9 protein-coding genes and 1 riboswitch are annotated in these 12239 nt (G+C 75.9%); of the genes, 3 read left to right on the top strand and 6 right to left on the bottom strand.

Annotated features, from left to right (window positions below):
• Nucleotides 1-51: 51 nt before the first annotated feature.
• Nucleotides 52-2610, top strand: coding sequence for an ATP-binding protein (locus tag BLQ97_RS10960; RefSeq protein WP_175471684.1), 2559 nt, complete (start codon nucleotides 52-54; stop codon nucleotides 2608-2610).
• Here the strand turns inward: BLQ97_RS10960 and BLQ97_RS10955 are convergent.
• The gene (locus BLQ97_RS10955; protein ID WP_091365924.1) at nucleotides 2600-2962 is read right to left on the bottom strand and encodes a DsrE family protein; all 363 of its coding nucleotides are present in this window, start codon (nucleotides 2960-2962) and stop codon (nucleotides 2600-2602) included. The two genes, BLQ97_RS10960 and BLQ97_RS10955, sit on opposite strands and share 11 nt — an antisense overlap.
• A 174-nt stretch (nucleotides 2963-3136) precedes the next feature.
• Here BLQ97_RS10955 and BLQ97_RS10950 point away from each other — a divergent pair, with 174 nt between their 5' ends.
• Entirely contained in the window at nucleotides 3137-3370 is a 234-nt protein-coding gene (locus tag BLQ97_RS10950) for a type II toxin-antitoxin system Phd/YefM family antitoxin (RefSeq protein ID WP_091365923.1), read from the top strand.
• On the top strand, nucleotides 3367-3753 hold the full coding sequence (locus BLQ97_RS10945; RefSeq protein ID WP_091365922.1) for a type II toxin-antitoxin system VapC family toxin: 387 nt from the start codon (nucleotides 3367-3369) through the stop codon (nucleotides 3751-3753). Before BLQ97_RS10950 ends, BLQ97_RS10945 begins: the two co-directional genes overlap by 4 nt.
• A 25-nt stretch (nucleotides 3754-3778) precedes the next feature.
• Here BLQ97_RS10945 and BLQ97_RS10940 read toward each other — a convergent pair whose 3' ends face one another.
• From BLQ97_RS10940 to glgX, 5 genes are all read right to left on the bottom strand, one after another.
• The gene (locus BLQ97_RS10940; protein ID WP_091365921.1) at nucleotides 3779-4501 is read right to left on the bottom strand and encodes a dihydrofolate reductase family protein; all 723 of its coding nucleotides are present in this window, start codon (nucleotides 4499-4501) and stop codon (nucleotides 3779-3781) included.
• Nucleotides 4501-6252 carry a malto-oligosyltrehalose trehalohydrolase gene (treZ, locus tag BLQ97_RS10935; RefSeq protein ID WP_091365920.1) on the bottom strand — a complete coding sequence of 584 codons (1752 nt, stop codon included), beginning with the start codon at nucleotides 6250-6252 and terminating at the stop codon, nucleotides 4501-4503. Before treZ ends, BLQ97_RS10940 begins: the two co-directional genes overlap by 1 nt.
• Nucleotides 6253-6362: 110 nt before the next feature.
• Nucleotides 6363-6956, bottom strand: coding sequence for a LysM peptidoglycan-binding domain-containing protein (locus tag BLQ97_RS24210; protein ID WP_091365919.1), 594 nt, complete (start codon nucleotides 6954-6956; stop codon nucleotides 6363-6365).
• 5 nt (nucleotides 6957-6961) lie between these two features.
• Nucleotides 6962-7089: riboswitch (cyclic di-AMP (ydaO/yuaA leader) on the bottom strand.
• 241 nt (nucleotides 7090-7330) lie between these two features.
• Nucleotides 7331-9679, bottom strand: a complete 2349-nt coding sequence (gene treY, locus BLQ97_RS10925; protein ID WP_091365918.1) for a malto-oligosyltrehalose synthase — start codon at nucleotides 9677-9679, stop codon at nucleotides 7331-7333.
• Nucleotides 9676-11781 carry a glycogen debranching protein GlgX gene (gene glgX / locus BLQ97_RS10920; protein ID WP_091365917.1) on the bottom strand — a complete coding sequence of 702 codons (2106 nt, stop codon included), beginning with the start codon at nucleotides 11779-11781 and terminating at the stop codon, nucleotides 9676-9678. The genes treY and glgX overlap by 4 nt, the downstream gene beginning before the upstream one ends.
• Nucleotides 11782-12239 lie beyond the last annotated feature (458 nt).

Genomic DNA, 12239 nt, shown 5'->3' with positions numbered 1-12239 from the left:
TGGCGCGGCGCGGGGTCCCCGGACGGGCCGCGGGTCACTAGCGTCCGTCCCGTGCGCCTGCTCGAGCGGGAGGAGCCGCTGGCCCTGCTCGCCGCGGCCGCCCGCGCGGCAGCGGGCGGCCGGGGGAGCGTCGTGCTGGTGACCGGCGAGCCTGGCATCGGCAAGACCGCGCTCGTGGGCGGTCTGGCCGGACGGCTGCCGGGCGTCCGGGTGCTGACCGGCCAGTGCGACGACCTGACCACCCCCCGCCCCTTCGGCGCCCTGCGCGACGTCGCCGGCGCCGTCGGCGGCCCGCTGGCCGAGGCGCTCGCCGACCGGGCCGCCCCGGCGGTGCACGACCACCTGCTCGCCGAGCTGGCCGGGCCCGCGCCCACGGTGCTGGTGCTCGAGGACGTGCACTGGGCGGACGACGCCACGGTGGACGCCGTCCGCACCGTCGGCCGGAGGGTGCCCGCCCTGCCCGCCGTCCTCGTGCTGACCTACCGGGACGGCGAGGTCGACGCCGGGGCGCCGCTGCGCCGGGCGCTGGCCGTGCTGCCCCCGCGCTCGGTGACCCGGGTGCCGCTCGTCCCGCTGTCCCGGGCGGCGGTGGCCGAGCTCGTGGGCGAGCGCGCCGACCGGGTGCACGCGCTGACCGGCGGCAACCCGTTCCTCGTCACCGAGCTGGCCGGCGCGGCGGCGGACGGGGTGCCGCCGTCGGTGCGCGACGCCGTCGCCGGCCGGGTGGCCGCCCTGCGACCCGGCGCCCGGGCGCTGGTCGAGCTGGTCTCGGTCGTCCCCGGTCGCACCGGCACCGACGTGCTCGACGCGGCCCTGCCCGGGTGGGCGGCGGCCGCGGCCGAGCCCGAGCGGGCCGGGCTGCTGCGCGTGGAGCGCGGGTGGGTCGCCTTCCGGCACGAGCTCGCCCGCACCGCCGTCGCCGACGGGCTCACCGCCGCCGACCGCCGGCGGCTGCACGCCACCGTGCTCGCCGCCCTGCAGCGGCTCGGTGCGGACCCGGCCGACCTGGTGCACCACGCCGAGGCCGCCGGCGATGCCGCGGCCCTCGCCGCGGCCGCGCTGCCGGCGGCCCGCAGCGCGGCGGCGGCCGGGGCGAACCGGGAGGCGCTGGCCCACTTCCGGCGGGCGCTGCCGCTGGCCGGCTCGCTGCCCGTCGCACAGCGGGCGGCGCTGTACGAGGAGCTGGCGGGGACGGCGTACCTGGCCGGGCGGATACCCGAGGCGCGGGAGGCCGTCGACGCGGCGACCGCGGCCCACCGGGACACCGGCGACCGCGAGGGGCTCGGGCGGTGCGCGCGGGTCCGCTCCCGGCTGCACTGGTACGCCGGGGACGGCGCGGCCGCCGAGCGGGAGGCCCGCGCGGCCGTCGCGCTGCTCGAGCCGCTGGGGCAGACCGCCGAGCTGGCCCGGGCGTGCAGCGTCGTCGGGCAGCTCGCGATGCTCGCCGGCCGCTCGGAGGAGGCGCTGGCGTGGTCGGGCCGGGCGGCGGACCTGGCGCTGCGGGTCGGCGACCGGTCCACCCACGCGCACGCGCTGGTCAACACCGGCAAGGTCCGGGCGACCCGGGACCCCGACGACACCGCCACCCTCGAGCAGGCGTTCGCGGCCGCCGACGCCGCCGGCGACGCCCACGAGGCGGTGCGCGCGCTCATCTGCTGGGCGTGGTCGGAGCTGCTGTGGGTGCGTCCCGCGGAGGCACGGCGCGCGGCGGAGCGGGCGCTGGCCCACGCCCGGCAGCACGAGGTCGACGCCCTGGGCGAGTACGCGGAGGTCACGCTCGCCTGGCTGCGGGGGCGCGCGGGGGACTGGGCGGCCGCCGAGCGGGTCGCCCGGGCCCAGCTGGACCGGGGCGTGACGGTGAACCAGATCCTGGCCAAGACCGTGCTCGCCGAGATCGCCGTCCGCCGGGGCGACGACGACGCGGCCACCCGCCTGGCCGACGTCGCCGCGCAGGCCTGGGCCACTGCCGAGATGCAGCGCATCGAGCCGGTGCTCGAGCTGGAGGTGGAGCACGCGCTGCTGCACGGGGCGCCGATGCCGGTGGCCCGGGTCCGCCGGGTGGACGCGCTCGCCCGGGCCACCGACTGGGCCGGGTGGGGCGGCGTGCGGATGACCGCCTGGGCCGCGGTGGCCGGCTGCCCGGTCGAGCGGCGCACCCGGGCCGCGGCCCCGCACCGGGCGGTGCTCGCCGGCGACTGGCGCGCCGCCGCCGACGCGTTCGGCGCCGTCGGCTGGTCCTACGACCGCGCGCTGTGCCTGTCCGCCCTCGACGACCCCGCCGCGCTGGCCGAGGCGCTGGAGACCGCCCGCCTGCTCGGCGCCGCGCCGCTGGCCGCGCGGGTCGCCCGGCGGATGCGGGCCCTCGGCCTGCCCGTCCGGCACGGCCGCCGCGGCACCACCCGCGCGCACCCGGCCGGGCTGACCGCCCGCCAGGAGCAGGTCCTGCGGCTGCTCGCCGAGGGGCTCACCAACGCCGAGATCGCGGCGCGCCTGGTGGTCTCCCCGCGGACGGCCGAGCACCACGTCACCGCGGTCCTCGGCCGGCTCGGGGTCGACGGCCGACGGGAGGCGGTCCGCCGGGCCGGCGAGCTGGGGCTGCTCAGTAGCTGAAGGTCGTGGCGCCCTCGTCGCCGATCCAGTTCCACAGCGGGACGGTGCCGGCGAGCTCGGCGCCCTTCACGAGCTGCCCGGCGTCGAGCTGCTTGGCCTCGAAGCAGATGGGGCAGACGAACCAGCGCCCGCCCGCGGCGGTGAAGCGGTCCAGCAGCGAGGCCAGCGGTGGGCAGCCGGTGCAGGCGGTCCCGACGGCGGTGCCCTCCACGGCGAGGCGCACCGCCTCCTTGGCGGCGAACACCACGGTCTCCCGGCCGGTCTCGGCGGCGCCGACCGCCATGAGCATCGCGACGGTGACCTTCTCGGGGTCCTCCAGACCGGTGGCCAGACTGACGACGGCCTTGCTCATGTCTCCTCCTGGAGCGCCGGCCCGCCTCGTCGGCGGGCACGGCGACGACGCTAGGGACGGCCCGGCCCGCGGACATGGGGCGCCGACCCCCATCTGAGCCCCCGGCCACCCCCACGGGAGTCCTGCGTCGCGACGAGGCGCCGAGGAGATGACCAGCTCAGTAGACTAAGTGGCATGACGGTGTCGGTCGGGGTGCACGAGGCGAAGACGCACCTGTCACGTCTCCTCGAGCAGGTGGCCGCCGGTGAGGAGGTCGAGATCACCAACCGCGGCCGCGTGGTCGCCCGGCTGGTCGGTCCGACCCCGCGGACGCCGGACCTCGGGTTCGACCGCGGCAACGTCTGGGTCGCCGACGACTTCGACGACCTCCCCGGGGACCTGCAGCGCGCCTTCGAGGGAGAGGAGTGAGGGTCCTCCTCGACACCCACGTGCTGCTGTGGGCCGCCGCCACCCCCGAGAGGCTGGGAGCGGACACCGGCCTCCTCACCGACGCGGACAGCCGGCTGGCGTCGGCGGTGTGCTTCTGGGAGCTGGCGATCAAGCAGCGGCTCGGGAAGGTGTCGGTGGGCGCCGACGTCCGGACCTGGACGCGACGGGTGACCCGCGAGCTCGCGCTCGACCACCTGCCGGTCACCGCCGAGCACGCCGCCGCGGTCGAGCAGCTGCCCGACGTGCACCGCGACCCGTTCGACCGGCTGCTGGTGGCCCAGGCGGTGGCGGAGGGCGCCGTCCTGCTGACCGCGGACCAGCGGCTGCTCGGCTACGGCGACGTGGTCCGGCTGCTCGGCTGAGCCACCGCGGGGGACGAGGGAGCCGCTAGCGGTCGACGGCGTAGCGGGTGAACAGGACGCCGTCCTCCTCGAGCACCTGCAGCAGCCGCGGGCGGACGACGCCGGGCAGCGCCGCGGTCACCAGCCGGCTCTCCCCGCCGACCAGGGCGGGGGAGACGGTGAGGTCCAGCTCGTCGACCACCCCGGCGGCCAGTGCCGAGGTGAGCAGCGCCGGGCCGCCCTCGCAGACCAGCTGCGCCAGGCCCCGCTCGGCCAGCCGGTCGAGCGCCAGCGGCAGGTCGACGTCGTCGTCCCCGCAGACGAGGACGTCGACGCCGGCGTCGGCCAGCGCGGCGCGGCGGTCGGGGTCGGCCGCCGCGCACGTCACCAGCACCGTCGAGGGGACGGCCAGCCGGTCGCCCGGCGCCGGCGACGCCCGCCGCGAGACGACCACGACCGGCGCCGTGGCCGGCCGGCCGAGCGCCGCCCGCAGCCGCCCGACCGCGGAGTCGGCCGCCACCGGCCGGTAGCCCTCGGCGGCGGCCGTCCCGTGCCCGACCAGCACGGCGTCGGCCAGCGCCCGCAGCACCCGGAACACCCGCTCGTCGCCGGGGGAGCCGAGCCCCGCGCTGCGGCCGTCCACGGTGATCGCGCCGTCCAGCGAGGTCACGAAGTCGACCCGCACCGACCGGCCCGGCGGCAGCGCGTACGCGGCCGCCAGGTCGTCGTCGGAGAGGTCCTCCGCGGGGGCGGGGTGCAGCCGGCGCATCAGGTGGTCAGGACGGCGGCGCTCTCCGCCGGCAGGGTCACCGTCGTCCCGTCGAGCCCGGGGGCGTCCCCGGTGGCGAACAGCACGCCGGTCGCCGCCCGGTCGAGGTCGACCTCCCGCGGCTCGCCCGCCAGGTTGGCCACCACCCGCAGTGCGCCGCGGTGCACGACCAGCAGCCGGTCGTCGTCGTCCCAGCCGACCTCCACGGCCGACAGGTCGGGGTCGACGAGGTCGGGGTGCTGCCGGCGCAGCCGCAGCAGCGTCCGGTGCACCTCGAGCAGCCGGGCGTGCGGCTCCCGCCCGGGCTCCGACCAGTCCAGCTTCGAGCGCCGGAACGTCTCGGGGTCCTGCGGGTCGGGCACCTCGTCGGCGTCCCACCCGTGCTCGGCGAACTCGCCCTTGCGCCCCTCGGCGGTGGCCCGGCCGATCTCCGGGTCGGTGTGGCTGGTGAAGAACTGCCACGGCGTGGCGGCGCCCCACTCCTCGCCCATGAACAGCATCGGCGTGAAGGGACTGGTGAGCACCAGCGTCGCGCCCACGGCGAGCAGGCCGGGCGACACCGACGCCGAGACGCGGTCGCCGACGGCGCGGTTGCCGATCTGGTCGTGGTCCTGCAGGTAACCGAGGAACTTCCAGCCGGGCAGCGCGGCGGTGTCCACCGGCCGGCCGTGGTGGCGGCGGCGGAAGCTCGACCAGGCGCCGTCGTGGAAGAAGGCGCCGGTGAGGGTCTTGGCCAGCCCGCCGAGGCCGGCCGCCGCGAAGTCGGCGTAGTAGCCCTGCCCCTCGCCGGTGAGCGTGGCGTGCAGCGCGTGGTGGAAGTCGTCGCTCCACTGGGCGGAGATGCCCAGGCCGCCGGCGATGCGGGGCGTGACCGTGCGGGGGTCGTTGAGGTCGCTCTCGGCGATCAGCGTCAGCGGCCGGCCGACGGCGACCGACAGCCGGTCGACCTCCTGCGCCAGCTCCTCGAGCACGTGGGTGGCCCGCTCGTCGACCAGCGCGTGGACGGCGTCCAGGCGCAGCCCGTCGACGTGCATGTCGCGCAGCCACATCAGCGCGTTGTCCAGGACGTAGCGGCGGACCTCGTCGGAGTCGGGGCCGGACAGGTTGACCGACTCGCCCCAGGTGTTCGCGCCGCCCTCGGAGAAGACCGGCATGAACAGCGGCAGGTAGTTGCCCGAGGGCCCGAGGTGGTTGTAGACGACGTCCTGGACCACGCCGAGGCCGCGCTGGTGGCAGGCGTCGACGAAGCGCTGGTAGGCCGCGGGACCGCCGTAGCTCTCCTGGACCGTGTACCAGAGGACGCCGTCGTAGCCCCAGTTGTGGGTGCCGTCGAAGCCGTTGACCGGCAGCAGCTCGACGAAGTCGACGCCGAGGTCGACGAGGTGGTCGAGCCGCTCGACCGCCGCGTCCAGCGTGCCCTCGGGCGTGAAGGTGCCGACGTGCAGCTCGTAGACGACGCCGCCGGCCAGCGGGCGGCCGGTCCAGGCGCGGTCGCCCCAGGCGTGCGCCGAGGGGTCGAAGCGGCGGGACAGCCCGTGCACGCCGTCGGGCTGGCGCCGCGAGCGCGGGTCGGGCCGGGGGGTGTCGTCGTCGCCGAGCAGGTAGCCGTAGTCGGCCTCCGGCGTGGCCTCGACCTCCGCCCGCCACCAGCCGGCGTCGTCGCGGCGCATCTCGTGCACCGCGCCGTCGACCTGCAGCCGGACCCGCTCGGGGACCGGCGCCCAGACGGCGAACTCGACGGGTGCGGACATGCGGGGGCCTCCAGGGGTCGTGCGGGTGACCGGACCGTCTTGCCCGTGGGGAGTCCCGTCAACCCCCGGGGCCGGCGGCCGCCGGGGGAGCCCCCCGGCGGCCGCGCGGCTCACGCGAGCTGCAGGACCTGGCCGACGGCGATGCGGTCGGGGTCGCTGAGCGTGCCCGTGTTCGCGGCGAACAGGGCCTCCCAGGTGGTGCCGTGGGCCGCGGCGATCGTCGACAGCGTGTCGCCGGCGACGACCGTGTAGCTCTCGCCCGCGGGGCGGTCGGCGCGCGAGGCGGCGGCCTCCGGCTCCCGCTCCACCGGGGCGGCGGCCGGGGCCGGGGCCGGGGCGACGGCGGCGCCGGCCTCGGGGGCGCTCGGGTCGAGGCCCTTGCCGCAGACCGGCCAGGCGCCGGGGCCCTGCGCGTCGAGCGTGCGCTCGGCGACGGCGATCTGCTGGTCCTTGGTGGCCAGGTCGGCCCGCGAGGCGTAGTCGGTGCCGCCGAAGGCCGCCCAGGTGCTGGCGCTGAACTGCAGGCCGCCGTAGTAGCCGTTGCCGGTGTTGATCGACCAGTTGCCGCTGGACTCGCACTGGGCGACGGCGTCCCAGTCGTTGGGGGCGGCGGCCGAGGCGGGGCCGGCCACCACGCCGAGCGCGGCAGCGGCCACGCCGGAGGTGAGGAGGGCACGGCGGAGCAGGGACGTGGACGTGCGCATGGAGGGACTCCGATCCTCCGCCTGCGAGGTGAGCTGTCGGGTTCGGAGCGATCGGTGCCCCGGCCGCACGACGTGCGGCTTCACCCCGAGACGGTGCGCGCGGCCCCCGTGACCACGGCGGCGCCCGTCGAAGTGGGTCCCCCACCCCCGTCCTGGCGGTGCAGGAGGAACGGACACCGGCGGACGGGGTTGGGCGGACCGGCTCCGACGCCCGGCTCTCTGTCGACCGGGTGCGCGGGCCAACATAACGACCGGATCACGGCACGGCACGTCGTGCCCCAGGGGTCCCAGGCGTGTCGGGCCGGGGGACCCGCGCGGCGCGCGGCGTCCGCGCAGGTCACGTCCCCGCCGTCGACGGGGACGTGACCTCTGCCTCAGTCGCGGACCAGCAGCGCCACGGGGAGCCGGGCGAGCAGCTCGCCGACCGGCGCGCCGCCGGCGTCGGAGACCACCCGCGTGCCGGTGAGCACGTCGAGCCAGGCGCCGGTCGGCAGCGCCAGCGCGGTGTCGCCCCAGCCGGTGGCCGCCAGGCCGACGGGCAGCCGGGTGGCCACGGTCACCGCACCGCTCTGCTCCCCGGACCCGCGGTCGAAGGCGACCACGTGGTCGGCGGCGGCGCCGGTGGCCTCCACCGGCGTGTAGCCGGTGAACAGCTCCGGGCGGTCCCGCCGCAGCCGCAGCGCCCGGGAGGTGACCAGCAGCTTGGCCGCCCCGCCCTCGTCGACCGCGGGCACCTCGCCCGCGTCGAGCCGGGCCAGCAGCGCGCGCCGCTCGTCGTAGTCGACCGGGCGGCGGTTGTCCGGGTCGACCAGCGAGTGGTCCCACAGCTCGCTGCCCTGGTAGACGTCGGGCACGCCCGGCATCGTCAGCTGCAGCAGCTTCTGGGCCAGCCCGTTGGACCGCCCCGCCGGCGCGATCCGCGCGACGAACGCCTCGATCTCGCGGTGGGTGTCCGCGTCGTCCCAGGCGGCGTCGACCACCGCGTGCAGCGCCGTCTCGAAGGCCTCGTCCACGTCGGTCCACGTCGTCGACAGGCCGGCCTCGCGCGCCGCCTTCTCCGCGTAGGCGTGCGCCCGCTCCCGCGACAGCGGCCACGCGCCGACCAGGTTCTGCCACACCAGGTGCGCCAGCGGCCGGTCCGGCAGCGGGTGCCGCGACAGCCAGCCGCGCACCAGGTCGGCCCACTCGGTGGGCACCTCGGCCAGGACGGCCAGGCGGGCCCGGGTGTCCTCGCTGCGCTTGGTGTCGTGCGTGGTCAGCGTGGTCATCGACTCCGGCTTGCGCTCCAGCCGCCGGCCCTGCGCCTCGTGCCACTCCCCGACGGTGGTGCCGAAGCGCGCCGGGTCGCCGCCGACCTCGTTGAGCACCACGAACCGCGCCCAGCGGTAGTAGGCGCTGTCCTCGACGCCCTTGGCCATCACCGGGCCGCTGGTCTGCTCGAAGCGGGTGGCCGCCTCCGTGCCGGCCTGCGCCAGCACCGGGTGCAGCGCGTCGACCGCCGCGACCAGGTCGGGCCGGCGGTCGCGGACGGCGGCCACCGCGGCGTCGAGGTGCTCGCGGCCGTCGGGCAGGTAGGTGCGGTAGACGGCGAAGGTGGCCAGCAGCTCGGCGAGCGCCTCGACCTGCTGCTCGCGGTCGGTGCCGGGCAGCTCGCCGATCACCCGCACCAGCCGGGCGACCTCCGAGCCGAGGCTGCCGTCGGTGACCTCGCGCTTGCAGTCGTGCACCAGCTGCGCGTAGTCGACCTCGCGGCCGGACAGCTCGGTGTCCAGCGCGGTCATCGCCGCCTCGCCGGCCGGGTCCACGAGCACGCCGTCGACCTCGGCGAGGGCGTCGTAGCCGGTGGTGCCCGCCGTCCGCCAGCTCTCCGGGAGGTCCTCGCCGGGCTCGAGGATCTTCTCGACCACCGTCCAGCGCCCGCCGGAGGCCTCGGCCAGCCGGTCGAGGTAGCCCTTCGGGTCGGCCAGGCCGTCGGGGTGGTCGATGCGCAGCCCGTCGACCACGCCCTGCTCGACCAGCCGCAGCACCAGCGCGTGGGTCGCGTCGAAGACCGCCGGGTCCTCCACCCGCAGCCCGGCGAGGGTGTTGATCGCGAAGAACCGGCGGTAGTTGAGGTCGGCGTCGGCGCGCCGCCAGTCGACCAGCTCGTAGTGCTGCCGGTCGTGCACCTCCTGCGGGGTGGGCGGGTCCCCGTCGGGATCGCCCGTGCCCGGCGCGAGGGGGAAGCGGTTGTCGTAGTACCGCAGCTCCCCGTCCACCACCTCGAGCTTCTCGACGTCGTCGGCCGACCCCAGCACGGGGATGCGGATGCGCCCGCCGCCGAAGTCCCAGTCGACGTCGAACGCCGACGCGTGCGCGCTGTCGCGGCCGTGCTGCAGCACGTCCCACCACCAGGGCGCCTCGGCCGGGTCGGCCACGCCCATGTGGTTGGGCACCAGGTCGAGGACCAGACCCAGGCCGTGCTCGTGCAGCGCGGCCACGAACCGGTCCAGGCCCTCCTGCCCGCCCCGCGACTCGTCGACGTGCGCGTGGTCGACGGTGTCGTAGCCGTGCGTGCTGCCCGCCGCCGCGCGCAGCAGCGGCGAGGAGTACGCGTGGCTGACGCCCAGGTCGGCGAGGTAGCCGGCCACGGCCGCGGCGTCGTCCAGGGTGTGGTCGGCCGTGACCTGCAGCCGGTAGGTGGCCGTCGGGACGGCCCGCCTGCGCTCGGTCGCCTCGCTCACGGCGCCGCCTGCAGGACGACCGTGGCGCGGGCGGCCACGCGGACGACGTCCCCGGCCTTGACCTGCACGGGCTCGACCTCGCCGAGCTCGGCGGTGTCGACGACGACCGTCCAGCCCTCGGCGTAGTCCGACGACGGCACGGTGTAGTCGATCGGCTCGTGGTGGGCGTTGAACGCCAGGTAGAAGCAGTCGTCGACGACGTCCTCGCCGCGCTCGTCGGTCTCCCGGATGCCGTGGCCGTTGAGGTACATGGCCAGCGACTTGGCGAAGCCGGCGTCCCAGTCCTCGTCGCTCATCAGCTCACCGGACGGGGTGAACCAGGCGACGTCCTGCACCGGGTCGCCCTCCTCCCGGCGCACCGGCCGGCCGTGGAAGAACCGGCGGCGGCGGAACGTCGGGTGCTCGGTGCGCAGCCGGGTGACCAGCTTGGTGAACTCCAGCAGCCCCTCGTCGACGTCCTCCCAGTCGATCCAGGTCAGCTCGGAGTCCTGGCAGTAGCCGTTGTTGTTGCCCCGCTGCGTGCGGCCCAGCTCGTCGCCGTGCAGCAGCATCGGCACGCCCTGGGACAGCATCAGCGTGGTGATGAAATTGCGCCGCTGCCGTGCGCGCAGCTCGAGCACCTCGCGGTCGTCGCTCTCGCCCTCGACGCCGCAGTTCCAGCTGCGGTTGTGGCTCTCGCCGTCGTTGTTGCCCTCGCCGTTGGCCTCGTTGTGCTTCTCGTTGTAGGAGACCAGGTCGTTGAGCGTGAAGCCGTCGTGCGCGGTGACGAAGTTGATGCTGGCCACCGGCCGGCGCCCGGAGTGCTTGTAGAGGTCGGCCGAGCCGGAGATCCGGCTGGCGAACTCGCCGGTGGTGGCGTCCTCGCCGCGCCAGAAGTCGCGGACGGTGTCGCGGTACTTGCCGTTCCACTCCGTCCACAGCGCGGGGAAGTTGCCCACCTGGTAGCCGCCGTCGCCGACGTCCCACGGCTCGGCGATGAGCTTCACCTGGCTGACGATCGGGTCCTGGTGCACGAGGTCGAAGAACGCCGACAGCCGGTCCACCTCGTGGAACTGGCGGGCCAGGGTGGAGGCGAGGTCGAAGCGGAAGCCGTCGACGTGCATCTCGGTCACCCAGTAGCGCAGCGAGTCCATGATCAGCTGCAGCGACTGCGGGTTGCGGACGTTGAGCGAGTTCCCGGTGCCCGTGGTGTCCATGTAGTACTGCTCGTCGCCCTCGACCAGCCGGTAGTAGGACCGGTTGTCGATGCCCTTGAACGACAGCGTCGGGCCCATGTGGTTGCCCTCGGCGGTGTGGTTGTAGACGACGTCGAGGATGACCTCGATGCCCGCCTCGTGCAGGGTCCGGACCATGCCCTTGAACTCCTGCACCTGCTGGCCGTCGGTGGCCTGCGCGTACTCGTTGTGCGGCGCGAAGAAACCGATCGTGTTGTAGCCCCAGTAGTTGCGCAGGCCCTTCTGCAGCAGCGTGTCGTCCTGCACGAACTGGTGCACCGGCATGAGCTCGATCGCCGTGATGCCCAGCGACTGCAGGTGCTCGATGACCGCGGGGTGGGCGATGCCGGCGTAGGTGCCGCGCAGCTCCTCGGGGATGCGCGGGTGGGTCATCGTCAGCCCCTTGACGTGGGCCTCGTAGATGACGGTCTTGTTGTACGGCGTCTTCGGCGGCCGGTCCACGCCCCAGTCGAAGTAGGGGTTGATCACGACCGACTTCGGCATGTGCGGCGCCGAGTCGTCGTCGTTGCGCTCGGCGCTGCCGAACCGGTAGCCGAAGCAGGCCTCGTCCCAGTCGATCGACCCGTCGACCGCCTTGGCGTACGGGTCGAGCAGCAGCTTGTTCGGGTTGCAGCGGTGCCCGTTCTCCGGGTCGTAGGGACCGTGCACGCGGTAGCCGTAGCGCTGCCCGGGCTGGATGCCGGGCAGGAAGGCGTGCCAGACGTAGCCGTCCATCTCGGGGAGCCGGATGCGCTCCTCGTTGCCCGCCTCGTCGAACAGGCAGAGCTCCACCTTCTCCGCGACCTCGCTGAACAGCGCGAAGTTCGTCCCGGTGCCGTCGTACGTGGCACCCAGCGGGTAGGCGGTTCCGGGCCACACCTGGGTCATTCGAGTGTTTCCTCCTGCACGGGCGTCCCACACCTCAGGGACGCGACGGCCCCTCGCCGCGGCCGTCGGCGAGGGGTCTGGGCAGCTGGCGCCCGCGGGTCCCTGTGCCCGATCCGGGCGGGTCCACACGTGACGCGGCGGAGGTCACGCCCGGGCACTGGAGACGGCGACGCGGGGACGGCGACGCCCTCCGCGGCCGGGGCCGCGGAGGGCGTCGTGCGCAGGTCCCGGGCGCTCCGGTGCGGGCCGGGACACCTGGTACCGAGTCGCGGGGCGCCGGGGTCCGACCTCGTCCGGGCATCCCGGGTGGCACTGGTCCCCGGCGCGGCACCGCGCCTGCGAGGACGCACGCTAGCGCAGGCCGGGGCGCGGCACGAGCACAGCGGGACACCGGCGCGCAACCGGCGCGGCCCAGGCGTCCCGCCCTGCGCTCCCGTCACACCCGCCGTTCTGTCACC

Origin of the sequence: Geodermatophilus telluris (genome assembly GCF_900102745.1) — a bacterium.
GTDB classification, from domain to species: Bacteria; Actinomycetota; Actinomycetes; order Mycobacteriales; family Geodermatophilaceae; genus Geodermatophilus; species Geodermatophilus telluris.
This window is presented reverse-complemented; position numbering and strand designations above follow the sequence as displayed.

What these genes read in the sequence shown, in the direction of transcription:
- BLQ97_RS10950 (WP_091365923.1), top strand. Translation starts at nt 3,137, where the DNA reads ATGACGGTGTCGGTCGGGGTGCACGAGGCGAAGACGCACCTGTCACGT.
- BLQ97_RS24210 (WP_091365919.1), bottom strand. Translation starts at nt 6,956, where the DNA reads ATGCGCACGTCCACGTCCCTGCTCCGCCGTGCCCTCCTCACCTCCGGC.
- treZ (WP_091365920.1), bottom strand. Translation starts at nt 6,252, where the DNA reads ATGTCCGCACCCGTCGAGTTCGCCGTCTGGGCGCCGGTCCCCGAGCGG.
- glgX (WP_091365917.1), bottom strand. Translation starts at nt 11,781, where the DNA reads ATGACCCAGGTGTGGCCCGGAACCGCCTACCCGCTGGGTGCCACGTAC.
- BLQ97_RS10955 (WP_091365924.1), bottom strand. Translation starts at nt 2,962, where the DNA reads ATGAGCAAGGCCGTCGTCAGTCTGGCCACCGGTCTGGAGGACCCCGAG.
- BLQ97_RS10940 (WP_091365921.1), bottom strand. Translation starts at nt 4,501, where the DNA reads ATGCGCCGGCTGCACCCCGCCCCCGCGGAGGACCTCTCCGACGACGAC.